21 protein-coding genes are annotated in these 24,403 nt (G+C 32.6%); 8 read left to right on the forward strand and 13 right to left on the reverse strand.

The features are described 5' to 3' along the window. Window positions 1-13 precede the first annotated feature (13 nt). Genes kdsB through OS188_RS08570 form a run of 4 tightly spaced genes read left to right on the forward strand, consistent with a single transcriptional unit; the run spans window position 14 to window position 3,166 of the window. Window positions 14-742: a 3-deoxy-manno-octulosonate cytidylyltransferase gene (gene kdsB, locus OS188_RS08555; protein WP_267148417.1), complete on the forward strand. Its 729-nt coding sequence runs from the start codon at window positions 14-16 to the stop codon at window positions 740-742. 59 nt (window positions 743-801) lie between these two features. Next, entirely contained in the window at window positions 802-1,506 is a 705-nt protein-coding gene (locus OS188_RS08560; RefSeq protein WP_267148418.1) for an HAD family hydrolase, read from the forward strand. A gap of 27 nt (window positions 1,507-1,533) precedes the next feature. Further along, window positions 1,534-2,616 carry an iron-containing alcohol dehydrogenase family protein gene (locus tag OS188_RS08565; protein WP_267148419.1) on the forward strand — a complete coding sequence of 361 codons (1,083 nt, stop codon included), beginning with the start codon at window positions 1,534-1,536 and terminating at the stop codon, window positions 2,614-2,616. A 1-nt stretch (window position 2,617) separates the two neighbouring features. Continuing rightward, on the forward strand, window positions 2,618-3,166 hold the full coding sequence (locus OS188_RS08570) for a 1-acyl-sn-glycerol-3-phosphate acyltransferase (protein ID WP_267148420.1): 549 nt from the start codon (window positions 2,618-2,620) through the stop codon (window positions 3,164-3,166). 189 nt (window positions 3,167-3,355) lie between these two features. Here the strand turns inward: OS188_RS08570 and OS188_RS08575 are convergent, their stop codons facing one another. The 8 genes from OS188_RS08575 to OS188_RS08610 form a co-directional block, all read right to left on the reverse strand. Further along, entirely contained in the window at window positions 3,356-4,822 is a 1,467-nt protein-coding gene (locus OS188_RS08575) for a carboxypeptidase-like regulatory domain-containing protein (protein WP_267148421.1), read from the reverse strand. Window positions 4,823-4,937: 115 nt separating this feature from the next. After that, a complete protein-coding gene (locus tag OS188_RS08580) occupies window positions 4,938-5,657 on the reverse strand; it encodes a YebC/PmpR family DNA-binding transcriptional regulator (RefSeq protein WP_267148422.1) in 720 nt (239 codons plus the stop codon). Between the two features lie 145 nt (window positions 5,658-5,802). Continuing rightward, window positions 5,803-6,093 carry a 4a-hydroxytetrahydrobiopterin dehydratase gene (locus OS188_RS08585; protein WP_267148423.1) on the reverse strand — a complete coding sequence of 97 codons (291 nt, stop codon included), beginning with the start codon at window positions 6,091-6,093 and terminating at the stop codon, window positions 5,803-5,805. A 54-nt stretch (window positions 6,094-6,147) separates the two neighbouring features. Continuing rightward, complete coding sequence (locus OS188_RS08590; RefSeq protein ID WP_267148424.1) at window positions 6,148-6,990, reverse strand: sugar nucleotide-binding protein; 843 nt, start codon at window positions 6,988-6,990, stop codon at window positions 6,148-6,150. Between the two features lie 28 nt (window positions 6,991-7,018). Beyond that, on the reverse strand, window positions 7,019-7,933 hold the full coding sequence (locus tag OS188_RS08595; protein WP_267148425.1) for a glutaminase: 915 nt from the start codon (window positions 7,931-7,933) through the stop codon (window positions 7,019-7,021). A gap of 3 nt (window positions 7,934-7,936) precedes the next feature. After that, window positions 7,937-9,019, reverse strand: coding sequence for a glycine cleavage system aminomethyltransferase GcvT (gene gcvT, locus OS188_RS08600; protein ID WP_267148426.1), 1,083 nt, complete (start codon window positions 9,017-9,019; stop codon window positions 7,937-7,939). A gap of 306 nt (window positions 9,020-9,325) precedes the next feature. Beyond that, window positions 9,326-10,138: an alpha/beta hydrolase gene (locus OS188_RS08605; protein WP_267148427.1), complete on the reverse strand. Its 813-nt coding sequence runs from the start codon at window positions 10,136-10,138 to the stop codon at window positions 9,326-9,328. 76 nt (window positions 10,139-10,214) lie between these two features. After that, window positions 10,215-10,733, reverse strand: a complete 519-nt coding sequence (locus tag OS188_RS08610; RefSeq protein WP_267148428.1) for a GNAT family N-acetyltransferase — start codon at window positions 10,731-10,733, stop codon at window positions 10,215-10,217. 121 nt (window positions 10,734-10,854) lie between these two features. Here OS188_RS08610 and OS188_RS08615 point away from each other — a divergent pair, with 121 nt between their 5' ends. Continuing rightward, window positions 10,855-12,432, forward strand: a complete 1,578-nt coding sequence (locus OS188_RS08615) for an NAD(P)H-hydrate dehydratase (RefSeq protein WP_267148429.1) — start codon at window positions 10,855-10,857, stop codon at window positions 12,430-12,432. Window positions 12,433-12,480: 48 nt separating this feature from the next. Here OS188_RS08615 and OS188_RS08620 read toward each other — a convergent pair whose 3' ends face one another. Further along, complete coding sequence (locus OS188_RS08620; RefSeq protein ID WP_267148430.1) at window positions 12,481-13,524, reverse strand: TlpA family protein disulfide reductase; 1,044 nt, start codon at window positions 13,522-13,524, stop codon at window positions 12,481-12,483. A gap of 127 nt (window positions 13,525-13,651) precedes the next feature. Between OS188_RS08620 and hutH the strand changes: the two genes are divergently transcribed. Then, complete coding sequence (hutH, locus tag OS188_RS08625; protein WP_267148431.1) at window positions 13,652-15,160, forward strand: histidine ammonia-lyase; 1,509 nt, start codon at window positions 13,652-13,654, stop codon at window positions 15,158-15,160. A 5-nt stretch (window positions 15,161-15,165) separates the two neighbouring features. Here hutH and OS188_RS08630 read toward each other — a convergent pair whose 3' ends face one another. Together OS188_RS08630 and OS188_RS08635 are read right to left on the reverse strand one after the other, a co-directional pair. Beyond that, window positions 15,166-15,537 carry a hypothetical protein gene (locus OS188_RS08630; protein ID WP_267148432.1) on the reverse strand — a complete coding sequence of 124 codons (372 nt, stop codon included), beginning with the start codon at window positions 15,535-15,537 and terminating at the stop codon, window positions 15,166-15,168. 112 nt (window positions 15,538-15,649) lie between these two features. After that, a complete protein-coding gene (locus tag OS188_RS08635) occupies window positions 15,650-18,199 on the reverse strand; it encodes an ATP-dependent Clp protease ATP-binding subunit (protein ID WP_267148433.1) in 2,550 nt (849 codons plus the stop codon). A 259-nt stretch (window positions 18,200-18,458) separates the two neighbouring features. On the opposite strand from OS188_RS08635, the gene gyrA reads away from it, so the two are divergent. Both gyrA and OS188_RS08645 read left to right on the forward strand, forming a co-directional pair. Beyond that, on the forward strand, window positions 18,459-21,011 hold the full coding sequence (gene gyrA / locus OS188_RS08640) for a DNA gyrase subunit A (protein ID WP_267148434.1): 2,553 nt from the start codon (window positions 18,459-18,461) through the stop codon (window positions 21,009-21,011). A gap of 28 nt (window positions 21,012-21,039) precedes the next feature. Continuing rightward, a complete protein-coding gene (locus OS188_RS08645; protein WP_267148435.1) occupies window positions 21,040-22,284 on the forward strand; it encodes a tetratricopeptide repeat protein in 1,245 nt (414 codons plus the stop codon). 50 nt (window positions 22,285-22,334) lie between these two features. Here the strand turns inward: OS188_RS08645 and OS188_RS08650 are convergent, their stop codons facing one another. Then, window positions 22,335-23,084 (reverse strand): C40 family peptidase, encoded by a 750-nt coding sequence (locus OS188_RS08650; RefSeq protein ID WP_267148436.1) that lies wholly within the window; start codon window positions 23,082-23,084, stop codon window positions 22,335-22,337. A gap of 119 nt (window positions 23,085-23,203) precedes the next feature. After that, window positions 23,204-24,382 carry an acetyl-CoA C-acyltransferase gene (locus OS188_RS08655; RefSeq protein WP_267148437.1) on the reverse strand — a complete coding sequence of 393 codons (1,179 nt, stop codon included), beginning with the start codon at window positions 24,380-24,382 and terminating at the stop codon, window positions 23,204-23,206. Between the last annotated feature and the right edge of the window lie 21 nt (window positions 24,383-24,403).

The following is a 24,403-nucleotide window of genomic DNA, read 5'->3' on the forward strand; positions in this document are numbered from 1 at the left end:
GCATAAAATATATATGAAAATAATTTCCATGATACCTGCACGCTATAGTGCATCTCGTTTTCCAGGCAAGCTAATGCAAGATTTAGGAGGAAAATCTGTTATAAGAAGAACTTACGAAGCAACTGTAAATACCAATCTATTTGACGATGTATACGTAGTTACAGACAGTCAGGTTATTTTTGATGAAATTACAAGCCATGGCGGAAAAGCTATTATGAGTATAAAAGAACACGAATGTGGAAGCGATAGAATTGCAGAAGCCATCGAGTTTATGGATATTGATATTGTTGTAAATGTGCAGGGAGATGAGCCATTTACTGAAGTCTCTGCTCTAAGAAAGCTAATAGATGTTTTTAAATACGACGATAAAAAAGAAGTTGATTTAGCTTCTCTAATGGTTAAAATAACCGATTGGGACGAGATTACAAACCCAAATACTGTAAAGGTAATTGTAGATAATAATAACTTTGCATTATACTTCTCACGGAGTCCAATTCCTTATCCTAGAGACGAAACTGTTCAGGCAGTTTATCATAAACACAAAGGAGTTTACGCCTTTAGAAAAGAAGCTTTATTAGATTTTTATAAACTTCCAATGATGACTTTAGAAGCATCAGAAAAAATAGAATGTATTCGATATTTGGAATACGGAAAAAAAATTAAAATGGTCGAGACAGATGTTCAAGGCGTAGAAATAGATACTCCTGAAGATTTAGAGCGTGCTAAAAAATTATGGAAATAAAAAGATATTCTAAATTATGAGACTGTCTTAATATTAGTTCAAAAACAATTTGAAGAAAATTGAGTAAAGATTACAAAAATATAAAAGTCATAGGTTTCGATGCAGATGATACCCTTTGGGTAAACGAAACTTACTTTCGCGAAGCAGAAAAACGCTTTGCCCAATTATTATCTAAATACGAAACTTTAAATAAAATAGATCAAGAGTTATTTAAAAAGGAAATCGATAATTTACCACTATATGGTTATGGAGTTAAAGGCTTTGTACTTTCCATGGTAGAAATGGCTTTAGAATTATCGCATAACCAAGTTTCAAGCAATACTATACAAGCTATTTTAGATATTGGAAAAGATATGTTGAATAAGCCAGTAGAATTATTAGATGGCGTAGAAGAAGTTTTAAAAACACTTTCAGGAAAATACAAACTTATTCTGGCAACCAAAGGCGACTTACTCGATCAGCAACGAAAATTAGAAAAATCTGGTTTGACAGATTATTTTCATCATATAGAAGTTTTAATAGACAAACAAGAAGCAAATTATTCTAAGCTTTTAAACCATTTAGATATTAAACCTTCCGAATTTTTAATGATAGGAAACTCATTAAAATCGGATGTGTTACCATTAATAAACATTAAAGCACATGCTATTCATGTGCCTTTTCATACAACTTGGGTTCACGAAGAAGTGGACCAAAAAGAAACCAACGGTAAAACATATAAAACAGCTGCAAGCTTATTAGATGTTTTACCTTTATTAAACTAATTAGATAATTATAGTTATTACATAGTCATGAGTTATAAAAATTTCCCAATGGTGTCCAAAGTTGTATTTGGACGAGGTAGCTTTAATCAGTTAGAGGAGGTTCTTTCCCCAAAAAGATTAAATGTAAAAGCGCCATTTATTTATATTGTGGACGATGTGTTTCAAGGTAATTCTTGGTTAACTTCAAGAATTCCATTGTCTTACGATGATAAGATATATTACGTCTCTGCAAACGAAGAACCTAGAACGTCTCAGGTGGACAAGATGGTAGAAGATATTATTGTAAAATTTAAAGCGCTGCCTTCTGGTATTATTGGAATTGGAGGTGGTACAGTTCTAGATTTGGCAAAAGCTATTTCCATTATGCTAACTAATAAAGGCGAATCTAAAGATTATCAAGGTTGGGATTTGGTTAAAAAACCGGCTGTTTATCATGTTGGAATTCCAACAATTTCAGGTACAGGAGCAGAAGTATCTAGAACAACTGTTTTAACTGGTCCCGATAAAAAATTAGGAATAAATTCAGATTACACTCCTTTCGATCAAGTAGTTTTAGATCCAGAATTAACTAAAGATGTTCCTGTAGATCAATGGTTTTATACAGGAATGGATTGTTATATTCATTGTATAGAATCTTTAAATGGAACCTTTTTAAATGCCTTTAGTCAAAGCTATGGCGAAAAAGCTTACGAACTCTGTGTTGAGTTATTTTTAGACAATAATTTAAGTGAAGAAGAAGCTCAAGATAAACTTATGATGGCTTCTTGGCACGGAGGAATGAGTATTGCTTATTCTCAAGTTGGTGTAGCGCATGCAATGAGTTACGGATTAAGTTATTTACTGGGAACCAAGCACGGAATTGGAAACTGTATTGTTTTTGATCATTTAGAAGAGTTTTATCCAGAAGGCGTGAAGCTTTTTAAACAAATGAAAGAAAAACATGGAATTGAATTACCTAAAGGAATTTGTTCAAAGCTAACAGATAAAGAATTCGATATTATGATAGATGTTGCTTTAAGTCTTGTGCCTTTATGGGAAAATGCTTTAGGAAAACATTGGGAAAAAACCATAACACGAGGTAAATTAAAAGAACTCTACTTGAAAATGTAAGATGCAAAGAATCGCTAGTTTTATCTATTTTAAGGTTATTGGATGGAAATTGGTTGGCAATACCAATATGTCTAAAGACACCGTTAAAAAAGCAGTTTTAATAGCTGTGCCACATACCAGTTGGCACGATTTCTATATTGGTTTGCTCTTAAGAACTGTTATTGGAATAAAAGCCAATTTTATTGCTAAAAAAGAATTGTTTACTTGGCCTTTAGGTTATTATATGCGTTCCATTGGAGGTAGGTCTATAGATAGAACCTCAGGACAAAATAAAGTAGAAGCAATTGCTAAACTTTTTGATAAAAACGAAGAGTTTAGATTAAATATAGCACCAGAAGGTACAAGGAAAAAAGTATCGGAATGGCGAACCGGTTTTTACTATATAGCCAAGGCAGCAAATGTGCCAATTATTATGTTTACTCTTGATTTTAAAAATAAACAAAATAAAATCTCTGAACCTTTTTATCCAACAGATGATATAGCTGCCGATTTTAAATATATGAAACAGTTTTTTGAAGGAGTAGTAGGGAAGGTTCCAGAATATTCATAGCGTTTTAAAATTACTTTTCTTTTACTATTATAAAAAAACCAATCAGAAAGCAGTAAATTATAATCTTTTAAAAATGTATTTTCTTAAAAAACAAAAAGCTACTTATGTTTAAGTAGCTTTTTGTTTTATAATTATTAGAGTTCACTATTCTTAAACTAAATGTTCTAGGAGTTTTTAATAACATAATAATTAGTCCATAACCTTAAACTCTTTCATCTCTTTTAAAGGTTCCAGAACATTGTAATCTTTCCAGTAATTTGGATCGAAAGCATTAAGAGTTGTATAATCTATTTTTCTTGCTTCGGGAGCTGCTTTGTACTCCATACTAGTAATGTTCTCTTCACTCATAACTAAAATTTCATTCTTTTCTTTAAAAATCCCTTCTACTTTAAAATCGAAAGATACTTTATCCCGGCTAGCGTTATCTTTAAACTTTATAGGTCGGTCTACATAGAAATATCTATCCAATTGGTCTATCATGTAGTTTGGATGATATGTATTGTCTTCGTGTTTTTTATAAATAACAGAACCTCTTTTGTTTTGTTCAACATACTTAACACCCAATAGAAATTTTAAATTAAATTTCTCTCCTCGTCGGCCTTTGGCATATTTATAATCTGCTTTTAAAACAGCAAAGGTTTCATTAGACACATAAAAGGTGCCTTCAAAATCTGCTGAACCTCTTTTTGGTTCATATTCTATTATATACACTAATTCAGGACCAATAAAGGTAATGTCCTTAATTTCGTATTTGTACTTTCTGGTATCTGTTATAAAGTTTAGAATTGTTTTAGAAGAAAAACTATGTTCATTAATTTCTTTATGCACCATATCTCTAATAAATTGTAAAGAGTTAATAGTGTCTTCCATTTTATTATTATTTTCTTTTAAAGACACAGAATCCGACATTTTAAACCAGCCAGATTTAACAGTGTACACTTTATCTTTATCTAAGTGATTTAAAACAATATCTTTAGCTTTTTCAGTAAGTTTCTCAACAGATTGATCATTGCGCTCGTCCAATAATCTTATAGCTTTTGTTACTTCTAATTTTGAATTATCTTCATCTTTAATCTTTAAATTTCCAACAAATTCGGTGTATTGTTTAGATTTATTTTTTAGAAGAGAAGCGCTTAATTTGTCTAAATCCTTATTAAAAGCCTCTAATTGTTTCTTTTTAAATCCAGAAGATTTATCAATTTTAAAATCGGCATCTTTTCCTACTATATACTCGGTTCTACGGCTAAAAATATCATAAGACACCAAATTGTTTCTATAATTGCTTTTTAAGTTTCTATTTACATAATACATAATAGAATCTATGGTTAAAGGTTTGTTGGTTAAATATACCTCGTGAAGTTCGTTAACCTGTTCGTTTAAATTATATGTTTTTGACGTGAAATTTTGTAGTTGTAAACCAAGTTTTTCAAAACCCAGGCAAGAAATATGTACTGAATCCGTAGGTTTAAAACCTTCAGTTTCTATAGAGAAACTACCTTCTTCGTTGGTAATAACTCCGTGGTCTTCTCCAATTACAATAGCAGCAAAGGGAATAGGTTCGTTAGTTTTAGTGAGGACTTTTCCAGACACTTGTTGAGCAATAGCAGTTGAAATAAATCCGAAAGCTAAAACTAGAAATAGATATTTGTTATGCATAGGTTTTATTATTGAGACGATAGAATTACTATAATGTTACCTATAAAGATGAAAAATCCCAAACGATTTGTTTGGGATTTTTAGAAATATTTATGAATTTAATTAAAAACTTCTTCTATTCAGAACTTTCTTCCATAGTATGATACACATTTTGCACATCGTCATCTTCTTCTAATTTTTCAAGAAGTTTCTCTACATCTTCCATTTCTTCTGCAGAGATGGTTTTAGTAACTTGAGGAATACGTTCAAAACCAGAAGATAGAATTTCTATTTCTCGAGACTCCAATTCTGCTTGAATAGCTCCAAAACTTTCAAAAGGTGCGTAGATTAATATACCATCATCATCTAGAAAAACTTCCTCAGCACCAAAATCAATTAATTCTAGTTCTAATTCTTCTGGATCTATCCCTTCACTTGGAATTCTAAAGTTACAGGTATGGTCAAACATAAAGACTACAGATCCGGCAGTTCCAAGACTACCATCGCATTTATTAAAATAACTTCTAACGTTGGCTACGGTTCTTGTATTATTATCTGTGGCAGTTTCAATTAAAACGGCAATTCCATGAGGCGCATATCCTTCAAAAATAACTTCTTTATAATCTCCCTGATTTTTATCGCTTGCTTTTTTAATGGCCCTTTCTACATTGTCTTTTGGCATATTTACAGCCTTAGCGTTTTGTATAACCGCTCGTAATCTAGAGTTAGTAGCCGGATCTGGGCCACCTTCTTTTACTGCCATTACAATGTCTTTTCCAATACGAGTAAAAGCTTTACTCATAGCAGACCAACGTTTCATTTTACGTGCTTTACGAAATTCAAAAGCTCTTCCCATTTAAAAAATATATTTTTTTGCTTCCACAAAGGTGGAAAACTCTTTTAGTAATTATTTGTTTGACAAATTTAAAAAAAAATGATTGTTGAAAGTGTTTGTATTTAGAATTTTCACATACATAAAAATAAAATACTTACACTTTAGTCTAGTCTTGTACTTCCACAATCATTTCAATTGCTTCTGCTAACTTAAAATCTTTGTTTGTTACCCCTTGAGCATCGTGAGTGGACAGAGCAATGGATAAAATATTATAAGTATTTGTCCATTCTGGATGATGGTTTAGAGCTTCGCACTCAAAAGCAATTCGGCTCATGGCGCTAAAGCAATCTTTAAAGTTATCGAATTCGAATTCAGCATGAAGGGCATTGTCAAAATACTCCCAATCTGGAAAACGTAATAATTTTTTTTCTATGTCTTCTTTTGATAATTTACTCATGATTATTTGATTAAAATTAGTTCTAAATTTAATCATTTTGAATGAGACAGTCAACTAAACAGCTAATTCTGTTAAAATATCCTCGCTAGACACTTGCAGATGTTTTGGTAATAGGTTTTTTTGTGGTAAAACAGCTAAATATCGTTCGTCGTTAGTTGTGTAAACGCGTTTAATAATGGGGCTAAAGTTTCCAAAATTTCCAATGGTTTTTATAATATCTTCTATAAACTCATCGTGGTGTACTAAATCGTTGCTACCTAAGTGGTAAACTCCATTTTTATTTCGATTTATGATATAGTGTATTTGCTGTGTTAACTTATAATCTGAAGTAACATTCATCACTAAATTTGGAAAAACTTCAATAGGTTCGTTAGAACTTAATAAATCCTTGATTTCTTGAATTCTTGGAGATTGCGCACCAAAAACCATTGGTAATCTTATAAGCGCGACTTGTTTTTTTGGCAATCGCATCAGCATGTTTTCAATTTTTATTTTAAAATGTCCATAAACACTATGACTAAGAGTTTTATCCTGTTCGTAGCTTGGGTATTTACTGTAACCGTCGAATACATTAGCAGATGAAAGAAAGATAATTTTACATGCTTTATGCGTTTTTAAATAGTCGCAAATATGGGTATGTGCAATTACTTGGGCTGAGAAATCTCCTCGTAAAGCTGAAATAATAATAGTTGGTCTAACGGCTTCTAGTACTTCAAAAACATCATCTTCTTCAACATTGTATTGAAAAAAATGTTTGTTTTGTTCAAAAAAAGGATGTGAGATATTATAAGTACCAAAAGTTCTAAAATAGGAGCAGAGTTCTTTGTAAATAGCATTTCCTAAAAACCCGCTTGCGCCTAAAATTAATATGCGATGTTTATCTTCTCTTTCTTTCATGTCTCTCTCTAAAACGGAAGATTTCTAATTAAAATATAGATTGATTGGTTAATGTTGTGAATTTTTCTAAAGCTTCCATGCCTAACTTAGAGTTTCCTCTTTCATTTAAACCTGGAGCCCATACCGAGATAACAAACTCATTAGGAAGAAGCGCAACAATTCCTCCCCCAACACCACTTTTTCCTGGAAGTCCAACCTCGAAGGCAAACTCTCCTGCTTCATCGTAAAAACCACAGGTTAACATAATGGCATTTATACGCTTGATTTGGCTTTTTTTAAGTCTTGTTTTTCCTTTTATATTATTTCCTTGATCGGCAAAGGTGTAAAAGGCTCTTGTTAACTGCGCACAAGACATTTCTAAAGAACACTGATGAAAATAGAAGTCGAGCACGTCTGAAACATCATTATGTAGGTTGTCAAACGACTTTAATAAATTGGCAGCTGCAAAATTATTAAAACCGGTTTGCATTTCAGAATCGGCCACCGTATAATTGTAATCAATGCTGTAATCTCCCGTTAGTTCTCTAACAAAATCTAAGAAATCTTCCTTTGGATGCTCCAATACAGATAATAAAATATCTGCAATAACAATAGCTCCTGAATTGATAAGGGGGTTTCTAGGAATTCCTTTTTCCATTTCTAATAAGGCTAAATGGTTAAACGGGTTTCCTGAAGGCTCAACATCAATTCTATTCCATATTTCTGAACCTACGTGAGATAATGCTAAAGCTAAAGTAAGTACTTTGGAGATACTTTGAATAGAGAATTTTTTTTCTGAATCTCCTACCGAAAATGCATCTCCAGAAACTAATTGTAAATGGATTCCAAAGGTGTTTTTATCTACATTAGCTAACTCAGGAATATAAGAGGCAATTTCACCTTTATCCGTTTCTTGAATTATTTCTTGATATATAGTATTTAAAACACCTTTGTAATCAATCATATATTACACTTTATAAAATGGTAGTTTAACAATTGTTGCCGGAACTGCTTTTTTTCTAATTTGAATATGAATTTTAGTATCCACATCGGCAAATACTTTTGGTACATAACCTAGACCAATACCAATTCCTAAAGAAGGAGACATGGTTCCTGAAGTTACATGGCCAATTTTTTTACCTTGACTATCTACAATATCATAACCTTGTCTTGGAATTCCACGATCATCAATTTTAAAGGCTATTAATTTATTTTCTAAGCCATGAGCTTTTTCAGCTTCTAGAGCTTCCGAATTTGTAAATTTTTTGGTGAATTTAGTCACCCAACCTAAACCAGCTTCAAAAGGAGAGGTGGTTTCGTCTATATCATTTCCATAAAGGCAATATCCCATTTCTAAACGAAGTGTATCTCTAGCAGCTAAACCAATAGGTTTAATACCATAAGAAGCACCGGCTTCGAATACTTTGTCCCAAATTTGTTTTACCTCGTTGTTTTTACAATAAATTTCAAATCCACCACTACCTGTATAACCTGTTGCAGAAATAATAACATTATCGATACCAGCAAAATCTCCAACTACAAAATTGTAAAATTTGATTTCAGATAAGTTATGACTACTTAAACTTTGCATCGCTTCAATAGCTTTTGGCCCTTGAATAGCAAGTAAAGAATAGTCTTCGCTTAAATCTCTCATGGTTGCACCAACATCATTTTTTGCAGAAATCCAATTCCAATCCTTTTCAATATTTCCAGCATTTACAACCAATAAATAAGTTTCTTCCTTAAGACGGTAAATAATTAAATCGTCTACAATACCACCATTCTCATTAGGCAAGTAGCTGTATTGCGCTTTTCCTATACTTAATTTACTGGCGTCGTTACTACATGTTTTTTGAATAAGTTCTAAAGCATGCGGGCCTTCAATTAGGAATTCTCCCATATGCGACACATCAAAAACACCAACAGCTTTTCTAACGGTTTCGTGTTCTATATTTACGCCCTCATATTGAACAGGCATATTAAAGCCTGCATAAGGAACCATTTTTGCTCCCAGAGCTTCGTGAGTGGATGATAAAGCGATATTTTTCATTGAAAATATTTTTTTAGTTCCGTGCTTAAATGTAGTTAAACATAAAGAAGGAAACCTTATTAATTAAACTTCGATTAAACCACAAAAGTATTGAATTAAATCTATTTTGTTCAACCAATAACCGGATAATATGGCATTAAAAATTTGTTAAAGATTTATTTGATTTTCTATAAATTATAGATAAAGTCTGTGTTTAAAAAAACTTTAAAAATCAGAAAATAAAATAAAGTGTAGACTAGAAAACAGGAGGAAAGAAAGTAAACCGGCATAAGCTAATTATTGATTAAAATAACACTATCCTGTTTCTTAGTTGTTTAAAGTCCAAATAAATGCTTTTTCCTTGGTTGCTCTAAAAATAGTGTTGTGTTTTTCGTTTGGCTCATTAGAGTACTTCCAAGTTAATGTTTCAGGAGCATTAGTTGTTAAGATTGTTGCTAGTTTATTGGTGCTGTCCGAAATATCTACAGGACTAGAACCCGCAAACCAAAATTTAATATTCTTGTTTGGAAAACGTGCTAAATTGTCTTTTGCTGTAGTTGTTAAATGCTTATTATTCCACCATAGAGAAGGATCCATCGCAATATAAAAATCGAATAAATTTGGAGTTATAAACAAGGTTTCCACAACAAAAAGTCCAGCTAGCGACTCGCCCACAAGTCCTTTTTTACCCGTTACCCTATAACGTTTAGCTATTTCTGCAAATAATTCGTTAGAAATAAAGGCTCTATAGTTCTTAGCTCCATCGGTTTGCGGAGCATATTGTTTATCGTATTCTGTATTAGAAAGCCCAGTCAAATCTCTGCGTCGATCTGTGTTTGCAATTCCAACTAAAATAATAGGAGGAATACTTTTATTTTTTACAAGCTTTGCAATGGTATTAGCTATATGAGGAAAATCTTCTCCCTCAATGCCTCCATCTGGCATATATAAAACGGGGTATGAAATATCACTTTTCTCATAGTCTTCTGGAGTCCAAATATTGATAGTTCTGGTTTCGTTAACTTCTTCAGACTCTATATTAAAACTGTCATGTTTAGGAGTGGGATCGTTATATTGTGGTTTGTTAGAACAGCTTAAAAATAAAAACGGAAGGAATAAGAGGAAGCTAAGGTTTTTCATATTTAAAATTATTAAAAAGTAATATTTCAGGTTTGTGTTCCACGAAAATAAACTTTTTTAGTTAAACTTTGCGTAACTAATTGTAAATCAAAAGCATCTGATGATTTGGATTTGAATGTGTTTCAGAAATCTTGAAATTGTATTTATCTATAATTTTAAACCCTGCTTTTTTATAAAAATTAATGGCTTTATGGTTTTCAATCCATACGTATAACCATATTCCGGTTTGTTGGTTTTTTTGAGATAAATCCAGGTTAAAATTTAAAAGTTCTAATCCTAATTTTAAATGGTGATACTCTTTTAAAATATAAAGTCTTTCTAACTTTGTAATACCTTTAATTTGAATGTTTTCTTGAGAGCTATTTAAGATTATTTTAGAATATCCAACAGGTGTTTTGTTATAATAAATAATATGAAAGATATTATCAGCATTGTTTAATTCAGCCTTAAAAACTTGCTTTGTAAACTTCGAATCTACGTAGTTTGATACGTCTTTTTCTGGAGCACTCATGCCGTGGGATTCTAGAAAAGTCTGTTTTCCAAGAATTGAAAGACAACGAGCATTATCAATATCCGCTTTATTTATTGTGGTCATTAGATAAGGTTTTTGTTTGTTTTTCGAATTTCAAAAGTATAATTTTAGTACCTATAAAATTAACTGTATTTTTGAGAGACGTATTGTTTTATTCACATAATTCTAATCGAGAAAATTTGCCATGAAAATATTATCAAAAGAACAAATTTACGAAGGCGATAAATTAACTGCCCAAAGACAAGGTATTTCTTCTACGGAATTAATGGAACGCGCGGGTGTTCAAATTTTTAATTGGTTACATACCAGAATGCAAGGTGCTCAAGTACCAATTCATGTGTTTTGTGGAATTGGTAATAATGGTGGAGATGGGTTGGTAGTTGCCAGACATTTAATTACTTATGGGTATAATGTGCATGTTTATGTAGTTAATTGTAGTAAAAAACGTTCTAAAGATTTTTTAAATAATTACGACAGAATAAAACAGGTAACAAAGAAATGGCCAATTTTATTAAACTGTAAAGAAGATTTTCCTGCTATAGATGCGAACGATATTATTATTGATGCTGTTTTTGGTATTGGTTTGAATCGAGAAGTTGGGGTATGGGTAAAACAACTATTTCAGCATTTTAAGACTTCTAAAGCATTTACTTTGGCCATAGATATTCCCTCAGGTTTGCATACCAATCAAGTGCCAAAAGATGAAAATGGCGTTGTTTGGGCAAACTATACTTTGAGTTTTCAATCGCCTAAATTAATTTTCTTTTTACCGGATACAGCAAAATACTCCATAGAATGGGAGGTTTTAGATATAGGAATTGATAGAGAATTTTTAATTAAAATAGAAACTGAAGCTGAATTAATTGGTAAGGATGAAGTGCTCTCACTCTATCAGCCTAGGGAAAAATATTCCAATAAAGGTGATTATGGTCACGCTTTAATGGTTGGAGGAAGCTACGGCAAAATGGGTGCTGTAACTCTTGCTAGTCGTGCTACTTTAAGTTCGGGAGCAGGCTTGGTAACGGCTTATATTCCTAAATGCGGATATCATGCTCTCCAATCTTCTTTTCCAGAAGCTATGGTGTTAACTGATACAGAAGAAAAGGTACTGAGTAAAATAGAATTAGATTTTGTTCCCACGGTTGTAGGGATTGGCATTGGTTTAGGTACAGATACTAAAACTATAAAGGCTTTAGAAGATTTTTTAAAAACTAATAAATTACCTTTAGTAGTTGACGCTGATGCTATAAATATCTTATCTAAGAAAAAAAACCTAATTAAATTACTGCCAGAGGGAACTGTTTTAACACCTCACCCTAAAGAGTTGGAGCGTTTAATTGGTAAATGGGAAGACGATTTTGATAAGCTTAAAAAAGTAAAAGCTTTTACAAAAAAATACAATGTAATTATAGTTATAAAGGGAGCCAATACAATTACTGTTTTGGAAGATAAACTTTATGTAAATACTACAGGAAATCCTGGTTTGGCAACGGGTGGGACAGGAGACGTATTAACAGGGATTATTACAGGTTTAATTGCTCAAGGGTACAATCCGTTAATAGCTTCTGTTTTTGGAGTATATTTACAAGGTAAATCGGCAGATATTGCTGTGCAGCACACAGGTTATCAAAGTTTAATTGCCAGTCATGTTATTGAAACTATAGGAGATGCTTATCTAGACTTGTTTAGTCAACCAGAGCCTGTAGAACAGGAGCCAAAAACAAAAGAAAACTCCGGTAAGAAAAGGAAAGAAAAGAAATAAAAAAGCCACTCTTTCGAGTGGCTTTTCAGTTTTATAATTTTAAAACTATTAGATATCTAAAGTATTGAATAGCTCTTTAAGTTTTTCACTTGAAGGTCTTGGAGCATCTGGAGTTACAATATTTCCAGCTGGATCGATCAAAATAAATCTTGGAATTCCGTTAATTTTATAATCTCTTATAAAAGGTGTTTTCCAACCTTCTGGAGCAAATATTTGAATTCCACTTAATTCTTCATCAGCAATCATAGCTTTCCAATTTTCACGAGCTTTATCCCAAGAACCACCATGAGCCTTGTCGTCATCAATAGAAAGACTTACAAAGTTAATATTTTTTCCATGATATTCTTTTTCCAAAGCTTTTAACGACGGGATTTCTGCCTTACATGGTCCGCACCAAGTAGCCCAAACGTCAATATATGTGTATTTTCCTTTTAAGTCTTCTAAAGAAGTTGTTGTTCCATCTATATTTTCATAATTCTCAAAAGATGGAGAAGGAGCTCCTTTTGGTAATTCTTTCTTCAAATTAATAGCATCGGCTATATAGCCTTTATAAAACTTAAGCATTGGCTCAAGATTTTTATTTGCATTTAAAATTAAAGTTGAATCTAAACCCGTTTTGGAGTTATAAAATTCATCTAGTTGAATTTTTATTTTGTCCATAGCAGTGTCAAGCTCGTCAATCTCAGTTATGGTACTCAACTCATCCATATTTAATAACTCTTCTTCTTTAAGTGATTTCTGAGCTAAAAAGTTACTATTATCAGAACCAGTTCCTGTATATTTAATGGTTTCATCAAATTCCTTAGTATTTAAAGTCAGGTTAATATCATAACCATTCTTTAAGAATAAATTCGTGCTTTCATTACCGTCATAAAAATTATATACCCCAGTTTCAACTTTTAGAGTATCGCTAAAACTCCCATCATCATTCACTTTAATGGTTTTAGAATAGGTTTTTGATCTTACAACAACAGAGTCGCTACTTTTGTTTGTAATTTTTCCAGAAAAGGTTACATAATCTTTTGGCTCTTTGGTTTCTTCCTTGCATGAAATAATTGCAATGGCACTTAATAGAAATAATATTTTTTTCATTGTTAGTTTTATATTTTTTATCAAAAGTAAAAGAATAATTATATTTTTCCTCATTACCGTTAATTATTAACAAATGTTTGCATAAACGATTTGTAATGCTGAATTTTGAATTTAATTTAAAAAGACCATGGATAACATTCATTTAATTTCTACCAAAACACTCGATTTAAAAACACTTTATAGTATTGTTACCGAAAGTAAGCAAATACAACTTTCAGATGAAGCTAAAGAAAAAATTACTACGTGTAGAAACTATTTAGATGAAAAATTAAAAAATCAAGACGATCCAATTTATGGAATTAATACCGGTTTTGGATCCTTATATAATGTAAAGATTACTAAAGATAATCTAACAAACCTTCAAGAAAACTTGATGATGTCTCACGCTTGTGGTACAGGAGATGAAGTTCCAGAATCTATAGTTAAATTAATGTTGTTACTTAAAATTCAATCATTGAGTTACGGTCATAGTGGTGTACAATTGGTAACAGTTGAACGTTTGGTAGAGTTTTATAATAAGAATATAATTCCAAAAATATATACCCAAGGTTCTTTAGGAGCTTCTGGAGATTTAGCCCCTTTAGCCCATTTAGCTTTACCTTTAATAGGAAAAGGAGAAGTGAATTATAAGGGAGAAACATTTTCTGGCAAATCTATTTTAAAAGAATTCGATTGGGAACCAATAACCATGCAGTCTAAAGAAGGTTTAGCGCTTTTAAATGGTTCACAATTTATGAGTGCTTATGGTATTAATTTATTATTTGAGTCTTATAAACTGTCTTATTTTGCCGATTTAATAGGAAGTATTTCTTTAGATGCTTTTGATGGCAGAATAGAACCGTTTAATGAATTGGTACATTTAGTTAGACCACATAATGGACAATTAAAAACAGCTGAACGTGTTCGGGAGTTTTTAGACGGCAGCGAATTAATTAAACAAGAAAAAGTACATGTACAAGACCCGTATTCTTTTAGATGCATGCCTCAAGTACATGGCGCAACTAAAGATACTTTGGCTTTTGTAGAAAAAACTTTTATTACGGAAATTAATTCGGTAACAGATAATCCTAATATTTTCTCTAAGGAAGATGAAATTATTTCTGGAGGAAACTTTCATGGACAGCCTTTAGCTCTTGCTCTAGATTATTTGAAAATTTCCATGGCTGAATTAGGAAATATTTCTGAAAGACGTGTGTTTCAATTGGTTTCAGGATTAAGAGGGTTGCCAGCTTTTCTGGTAGATAGTCCAGGTTTAAATTCCGGATTTATGATTCCTCAATACACAGCCGCAAGTATTGTAAGTGCTAATAAACAGCTAGCTTCTCCTGCAAGTATTGATAGTATTGTGTCTAGTAACGGACAAGAAGATCATGTAAGTATGGGAGCCAATGCTGCAACACAAGCATATAAATTAATTGAAAATGTAAAACGTGTATTAGCTATAGAATTGTTTAATGCATCTCAAGCATTAAGTTTAAGAACCTATTTAAAATCTTCAGAATTTATTGAAAGCTTTTTAAGCTTTTATAGAAAAGAAGTAGATTTTGTTTCTGTAGATAGAGAACTGTATAAAGATATAGAAAGTTCTATATGGTTTTTAGATACAATGCATGTAGATAGTAAAGAACTATTTTAATAAAACTAAGAATTAGGGTTCAATTCTTTGGCCCATTCAATTGCTTTATCTAAGGATTTAAAACTATGAAATGGTTTTGATAAAAACATTTTTTCTATTTCAATATTATCTAAGCGAATTTCATTTCCTAAAACTACTGCAAACCCAATTAGGTTAGGTATTTGAGAGGTTTTAAAATAAATATTTGGATCCACAGAATACGAATTAACTCTATGGGTGATATATACAAAGTTTTTGTCTTTAAAATGAGTCTTAGAGATATCCTCCAAAATACTATTGAGTTCTGGATCTACAGTAACACCTTCGTTCATTTTCGCAACCATATAAAAGTCGTGAATTGAAACAGTGCCAAACGGGAAAGTCAATATTTCTGACATATCTATAAATGTAAAAAAGGTATAGTAAAATTAGTAAATAAATAGATACTAAATTAAAAACGCCACTACTAAATTTGAGTGGCGTTTTTATAATTACTATAAACGGTAGGAATTAAGATTCCGTTGGTTTTTTAGCTTTTTCAATTTTAACTATTAATTCTTGCGACTTTTTATCTAAGTCCATAAAGATAGTATCTCCTTCTTCAATATTAGAATTAATAATTTCTTCGGCTAATTTGTCTTCAACATATTTTTGTATAGCTCTTTTTAAAGGTCTAGCACCATATTGTTTATCAAAACCTTTGTCTGCAATATAATCTTTAGCGCTTTTACTTAATTTTAAAGTATAGTCTAGAGACTTAATACGTTCAATTAGTTTTTCTAATTCAATATCAATTATTTTATTAATGTCTTCTTTTTCTAAAGCATTAAATACAACAACATCGTCTATTCTATTTAAAAATTCAGGAGCAAATGCTTTTTTAAGAGCGTTTTCAATAACACCTCTGGCATTAGCATCTTCTTGGGCTTTCTGAGAAGATGTTCCAAAACCAACTCCGGTACCAAAGTCTTTTAGCTTTCTTGAACCAATATTAGAAGTCATGATAATAATGGTATTTCTAAAATCAATTTTTCTTCCTAAACTATCAGTTAAATAACCATCGTCAAGAACTTGTAAAAGCATATTAAAGACATCTGGGTGAGCCTTTTCAATTTCATCTAAAAGTACTACAGCATATGGTTTGCGTCTAATTTTTTCAGTTAATTGACCACCTTCTTCATAACCTACGTATCCTGGAGGTGCTCCAACTAATCTTGAAATGGCAAATTTCTCCATATATTCACTCATATCTATTCTTACAAGAGAATCTTCGCTATCAAACAATTGTTTAGATAAAACCTTTGCTAATTGGGTTTTACCAACTCCTGTCTGACCTAAAAAGATAAACGACCCAATAGGCTTATTGGGGTCTTTTAGTCCGGCTCTGTTTCTTTGAATAGCTTTTACCACTTTAGCAACAGCTTCATCCTGACCAATAACTTTTCCTTTTATTAATTCTGGTAATTGCGCTAATTTGGAACTTTCTGCTTGTGCTATTCTATTTACTGGAATTCCAGTCATCATGGATACCACATCGGCTACATTTTCTTCAGTTACAACTTCACGATGTAATTTTGTATCCTCTTCCCATTTTTCTTGCGCTACGGCTAAATCTTTTTCTATTCGTTTTTCGTCGTCTCTAAGTTTAGCGGCTTCTTCATATTTTTGTTTTTTAACAACCGAAGTCTTAGATTCTTTAACTTCTTCTAATTGTTTTTCAAGTTCTAAAATTTGTTTAGGAACATTGATGTTTTTAATATGTACACGAGAACCTGCTTCATCTAAAGCATCAATAGCTTTATCTGGTAAAAAACGCTCTGTCATGTATCTATTCGTTAATTTTACACAAGCTTCAATAGCTTCAGGTGTATAATCTACATTGTGATGCGTTTCGTATTTGTCCTTAATATTGTTTAGTATCTCTATAGTTTCTTCAACTGTAGTAGGTTCAATAATTACCTTTTGAAAGCGACGTTCTAATGCACCATCTTTCTCAATATATTGACGGTATTCATCTAAAGTTGTTGCTCCAACACACTGAATTTCTCCACGGGCTAAAGCAGGCTTAAACATATTTGATGCATCTAAGCTTCCAGTGGCTCCACCAGCTCCAACAATAGTATGAATTTCATCTATAAACAATATAATGTCATCATTCTTTTCTAGCTCGTTCATAACAGCTTTCATACGCTCTTCGAACTGACCTCTATATTTTGTTCCTGCAACTAAGCTGGCTAAATCTAGAGTTACTACACGTTTGTTAAATAGAATTCTAGATACTTTACGTTTAACAATTCTATTAGCTAAACCTTCGGCTATGGCCGATTTACCAACACCCGGCTCTCCAATTAAAAGGGGGTTGTTTTTCTTTCTTCTACTCAAAATTTGAGAGACACGTTCTATTTCTTTTTCACGTCCAACAACTGGATCTAATTTTCCTTCTTCTGCCATGGCAGTTAAATCACGACCAAAATTATCTAATACTGGTGTTTTAGATTTTTTATTGGCTTTCGAGGAAGGAGAATTAAATAAGTTCTCTTTAGACGTATCGTCATCCATGTTCGCATCATCATCTTGAAATGATTCTGCTTTTGGTTCTATATAATCATCTTCGTTAGTAATCATAAACTTAAATTGTTCTTTTGCATTATCATAATCTACTTTCAGCTTATTTAAAAGCTTGGTTGTAGGGTCATTTTCATTTCTTAAAATACAAAGCAGTAAATGCGCTGTATTTATAGAAGTGCTTTGAAATAATTTTGCTTCTAAAAATGTTGTTTTTAAAGCTCGTTCTGCTTGTCTGGTTAAGTGTAGGTTCTTTTTTTCGTTCGAGACTACGGCTACATTAGGGTTTGCAGGACTTAATATTTCAACTTTACGTCTTAAATGGTTTAAATCGATTTCTAAAGCATTTAAAATGTTTATGGCTTTGCCATCTCCGTCACGCAGTAAACCAAGCATTAAATGTTCTGTGCCAATAAAATCGTGTCCTAATCGTAAGGCCTCTTCTTTACTATAGGCAATTACATCTTTTACTCTTGGGGAAAAATTATCATCCATATTTCAATCCTTTCTTCATTAAAAATACTAAATTCATCTCAATAAAATCAAAAACTATACCTTAAAATATAGGTTTTGTGCTAATAGACAAAAAAAACTTTACAAAATCAAAATATTTAACAGCTTACTTATTAAATAAATCGTCTGTAGATTGTTAATAAAAAACTTCAAAAAAAACATAAGAAAGACCTACTATGACTGATGAATTGGTTATATTAGCACGATTTGAAAAACTTGAAAAAACTAATTTAATTTATATATGACAGAAGGAGAAAAACTCATTCCAATTAATATTGAAGATGAGATGAAATCGGCTTACATTGATTATTCAATGTCAGTCATTGTGTCACGTGCCTTACCAGATGTAAGAGACGGTTTAAAACCAGTTCATAGACGTGTACTTTTTGGAATGCACGAACTCGGAATTAGGGCTACTGGAGCACATAAAAAATCTGCCAGAATTGTTGGGGAAGTTTTAGGTAAGTATCACCCACATGGAGATACATCGGTTTATGACACTATGGTACGTATGGCTCAAGAATGGAGTTTGCGTTATATGCTTGTAGACGGACAAGGTAACTTTGGTTCTGTGGATGGAGATAGTCCAGCAGCAATGCGTTATACAGAAGCGCGTATGCGAAAAATATCTGAAGATATGTTGGCGGATATCGATAAGGAAACCGTCGATCATAAGTTGAATTTTGACGACACGTTAAAAGAACCAACGGTATTACCAACAAGAATTCCTGGGCTTTTGGTTAATGGAGCTTCAGGTATTGCCGTAGGTATGGCTACCAATATGCCTCCGCATAACTTAAGCGAGGTTGTAGATGGAACTATTGCTTATATCGATAATCATGATATTGAAATAGATGAGTTAATTACATATATAAAAGCCCCAGATTTCCCTACAGGGGGAACCATTTACGGTTACGATGGCGTAAAAGAAGCTTTTCATACAGGTCGTGGACGAGTTGTCATGAGAGCCAAAGCCGTTATTGAAGAAGTTCAAGGAAGAGAATGTATTATTGTAACAGAAATTCCTTACCAAGTCAATAAAGCAGACATGATTAAAAAGACTGCCGATTTGGTTAATGAAAAGAAAATGGATGGTATTGCTAGTATCCGTGACGAATCTGATAGAAGTGGAATGCGTATTGTTTACGTGTTAAAAAGAGATGCCATTCCAAATATAGTTTTAAATAAACTTTTTAAATATACAGCTCTACAGTCTTCTTTTAGTGTAAATAATATTGCATTAGTTAACGGAAGACCACAATTGTTAAATTTAAAAGAATTAATCCATTATTTTGTTGAACATAGACACGATGTTGTAGTTAGAAGAACAACTTACGAATTACGCAAAGCAGAAGAACGTGCTCATATTCTTGAAGGATTAATTATTGCTTCAGATAATATAGATGAGGTTATAGCACTTATCCGTGCATCTTCTAATGCAGATGAAGCTAGAGCCAAACTTATTGAACGCTTTGAGCTTTCAGAAATTCAAGCTAAGGCTATTGTTGAAATGCGTTTGCGTCAACTTACAGGTTTAGAACAAGATAAATTACGTTCAGAATACGACGAATTGATGATAACCATTGAAGATTTAAAAGACATTCTTGCTAAAAAAGAACGTCGTATGGAAATCATTAAAACCGAATTAGAAGAAGTTAAAAATAAGTACGGAGACGATCGTCGTTCTGTTATTGAATACGCTGGAGGAGATTTAAGTATTGAAGATATGATTCCAGACGAGAAAGTAGTTATTACAATTTCTCATGCAGGATATATTAAACGTACATCTCTTACAGAATACAAAACACAGAATAGAGGAGGAGTTGGACAAAAAGCTTCGACTACTAGAAACGAAGACTTTTTAGAGTACTTATTTGTTGGTACCAACCACCAGTATATGTTATTCTTTACTCAGAAAGGAAAATGTTTCTGGATGCGAGTTTACGAAATTCCTGAAGGAAGTAAAACATCTAAAGGTCGTGCAATTCAAAACCTAATTAACATAGAACAAGACGATTCTGTTAAAGCTTTTATTTGTACACAAGATTTAAAAGACGAAGATTATATTAATAGTCATTACGTTATCATGGCAACCAAAAAAGGTCAGGTAAAGAAAACTTCTTTAGAGCAGTACTCTAGACCAAGAGCTAACGGAATTAATGCCATTACAATTAAAGATGATGACGAATTACTAGAAGCAAAATTAACTACAGGAGAAAGTGAAGTGATGCTAGCTTTAAAATCTGGTAAAGCCATTAGATTTGAAGAAGCTAAAACGCGTCCAATGGGAAGAAATGCCTCTGGAGTTAGAGGGATTCGTTTAGCAGATGAAAAAACAGATGAAGTTGTTGGTATGATTGCTGTAGACGATATGGAAAGCGATATTCTTGTTGTTTCTGAAAACGGTTATGGAAAACGTTCTAGTTTAGAAGATTACAGAATTACTAACCGTGGCGGAAAAGGAGTTAAAACCATTTCTATTACAGAAAAAACCGGAAACTTAGTAGCTATCAAGAACGTAACAGATAACGATGATTTAATGATTATTAACAAATCTGGTGTTGCTATTAGAATGGCTGTTCAAGATTTAAGAGTAATGGGAAGAGCCACACAAGGTGTCAAGCTTATTAACTTAAAAGGAAACGATTCTATTGCAGCCGTAGCTAAAGTTATGCATGATGAAGATGAAGTAGAGTTAGATGAAAATGGAGATGTCATTCCTTCCGAATCTACTGAAATCGAAAATCAAACTGAAGATGGCACAACTCTTGATAAATCAGACGAAGAAGAATAAAAAAAAATAATTTAATAAACTAAAAACAATGAAAAAACATTTTATAGCTGCTTTAGCAATCCTAATTTCTACTGTGACTTTTGCTCAGAAAAAGGAATTAAGAGAAGCGGAAAAAGCCATTAAGAAAAGTAATTTCGCAGAGGCTAAATCTATTTTAGGTCAGTTAGATCCCAATTCAATGGATGATAAGTATAAAGCCAATTATTATTATTTAAATGCTGAAGCTTTATACGCTAATGGTTCTGCAAATAACGACGATATAGCAAAAGCTCTAAAAAGCTTAGGTTTAATAGAAGAAGGCTTAGAAACCGAAACTGCCGAATTAAAAACAACTATGGTTCAATCGTTTGTTACACAGGCAAATGAAGCATACGAAGGTAAAGATTATAGTACATCTTCTAAGAATTTTGAAAATGCATATAGAGTTTCAACTAGAGACACTCTGTATTTATACTATGCTGCAATTACAGCCTCTGGCGTACAGGAGTTCGATAGAGCACTGGTTCTATATGAAGAGCTAGACGACTTAGGTTATACCGGAATTGAAGTAGAATATTATGCCATAATAAAAGACTCTGGAGAAGAAGAGGTTTTTGCTAGCAAAACTATGAGAGACTTATCTGTTAAAAGCGGAACTCATATTAAACCAGCAGAACGTATTACCGAATCTAAAAGAGAGGAAATAGTGAAAGCTATTGCATCTATCTACAAAAGTAAAGGAGAAAATGATAAAGCCTTAAATGCTATTTCTAAAGCAAGAAAAGAAAATCCAGAAGATTTAAACTTGTTAATTTCTGAAGCTAATTTATATTTTGAATTAGGAAATAATGAGAAATTTAAAGAATTGTTAGAAGTGGCTACGGCAAAAGATCCTAACAATGCTGAATTGCAATTTAACTTAGGAGTTTTATCTCAAGATTCTGGCGATTTAGATATGGCTAAGAAATATTATGATAAAGCTATCGAACTAGATCCATCTTATGTAAATGCTAAAATTAACATGGCGGCAATGATTTTAGGAAAAGAAAAAGCTTTAATTGAAGAAATGAACAGTCTTGGTGGTTCTCCAGCAGATAACAAACGTTACGATGAATTAAAAGCTCAACGTTTAGAAATTTATAAAAGTTCTATTCCTTACTTAGAATCTGTATTAGAAACGGATCCGTCTAATATCGATGCTGCTAAAACACTAATGAATATCTATAGTGCAACAGGTGATACAGCTAAACAAAAAGCAATGAAAGCTAAAGTAGAATCTTTAGGAGGAAATTAATTTCCTCTCCTAAGTGATATAAAAAAAGCTGCAATAATATGCAGCTTTTTTTATATCACTTTTTTTATAACTCGTAATTTATGAGTATGTCTGCGTATATCGTGATTGTAAATTCCAGAATGATCTAATCTGTCAATTCTAATTTTACCATGTGCGTGGATAATGTAGTTGTCTTCCATGATAATCCCTACATGAACAATTTGTCCCTCGCTATTATCAAAAAAGGCCAAATCTCCTGGCTCACTTTCTTCAATAAAACTTAAGGCTTCTCCTTGAGTTGCTTGCTGAGAAGCATCACGTAAAAGTTTGTAGCCATTTAGCTTATAAACCATCTGGGTAAATCCAGAACAATCTATTCCAAAAGGAGTTTTTCCTCCCCAGAGATAAGGAGCGTTTATATACATAAAAGCCGTTTCCAAAATATTAGACTTAGGCTTTTGCTCTTTAACAACATTGCCATCATGAGAATGACCTAAAATAGAAAGTGCGTTTAAAGAAGCTCCTAACGGAATGGCATAGAGTTGTAAATCCGTATCTTCTACAAATTCAATTAAATCGTGCGATAATATGGGTGTTTCTAAATGAAGACCTTGATATTGTTCTTCAGTAATTTCAACGTATTGCTTATTGTCTATCCAACCTTCATACGTGTCGAAACCAAGACGAATTTTGCTCCAATTTTTACGTTGTTCAAGCACTTTAAAATAATCGCCATACAGTACTTGCGAAACGAGTTCGCTAGTATCAGTTGGTTCAAATCTTAAAGGAACAATGCTTAAGTTACAAATTCCGTATTGCATAAAATGATTCTATCTTTGATATTACTATTAACTATTTTATGCACTTAAATAAGTAAAAAGTAATAAAAACATAATTTAGTTGATGTCTTATAATCAATAAATAATAACAATAAAAAATATTAGTTTCTTTCAATAACAACAGCCGAAGCCCCGCCACCACCATTACAAATGGCAGCTGCACCAATTTTGGCATTGTTTTGTTCTAAAACATTTAATAGAGTAATTAATATTCTTACTCCAGAACAACCTAGTGGGTGACCTAAAGAAACAGCACCACCGTTAACGTTTACATTGCTATCGTTAAGGCCTAAAATTTTCATATTAGCTAAGCCAACTATAGAAAATGCTTCATTAAATTCAAAGTATTCCACATCTTTTAGAGAAACTCCAGCTCGGTTTAAAGCTTTTGGTAGTGCTTTTGCTGGTGCGGTAGTAAACCATTCCGGTTCGTGAGCTGCATCTGCATAACCTGTAATTGTAGCTAGTGGCTTTAAACCTAATTCTAAGGCTTTTTCTTTGCTCATTAAAACCATTGCTCCAGCACCATCATTAATAGTAGAAGAGTTGGCAGCTGTTACTGTTCCGTCTTTTGTAAAAGCAGGACGTAAAGCTGGTATTTTATCTAATTTGACATTGATAAATTCTTCGTCTTTAGAAACAACAATAGCATCTCCACGACGCTGAGGAACTTCAACAGGAACAACTTCATTATCGAATTTTCCAGCTTCCCAAGCAGCAGCAGAACGTTTGTAGGATTGAACAGCAAAGGCATCTTGATCTTCGCGAGAGAACTTATATTCTGTAGCACAAGCATCGGCACAAACTCCCATGGCATTGTTGTCGTATGCATCAACTAGACCGTCTTTTTGCATTCCGTCTTCCATCTTTGCCGGACCAAATTTTGTTCCAGAACGTGCATGGTAATAATGCGGAATTAAACTCATGTTCTCCATTCCTCCAGCTACAATAATATCGGCATCTCCTAAAGCAATAGCTTGAGCAGCTTGCATAACACTTTTCATTCCAGAAGCACAAACTTTATTTACCGTTGTACATGGAACAGTATTTGGAAGTCCAGCATAAATAGCAGCTTGCCTAGCAGGAGCTTGTCCAGTTCCCGCTTGTACCACGTTACCCATGATAACTTCTTGAACTAAATTAGGGTCAAGGTTTATTTTATCTAAAGCACCTTTAATAGCTACTGCGCCCAATCTTGGTGCAGGTATACTAGATAAAGATCCTAAAAAACTTCCTATTGGCGTTCTTGCGGCAGACACTATTACAACTTCTTTGCTCATTTTATACGGATTTAAATTTTA

The organism is Xanthomarina sp. F1114, from assembly GCF_026410255.1.
Taxonomy (GTDB): domain Bacteria; phylum Bacteroidota; class Bacteroidia; order Flavobacteriales; family Flavobacteriaceae; genus Xanthomarina.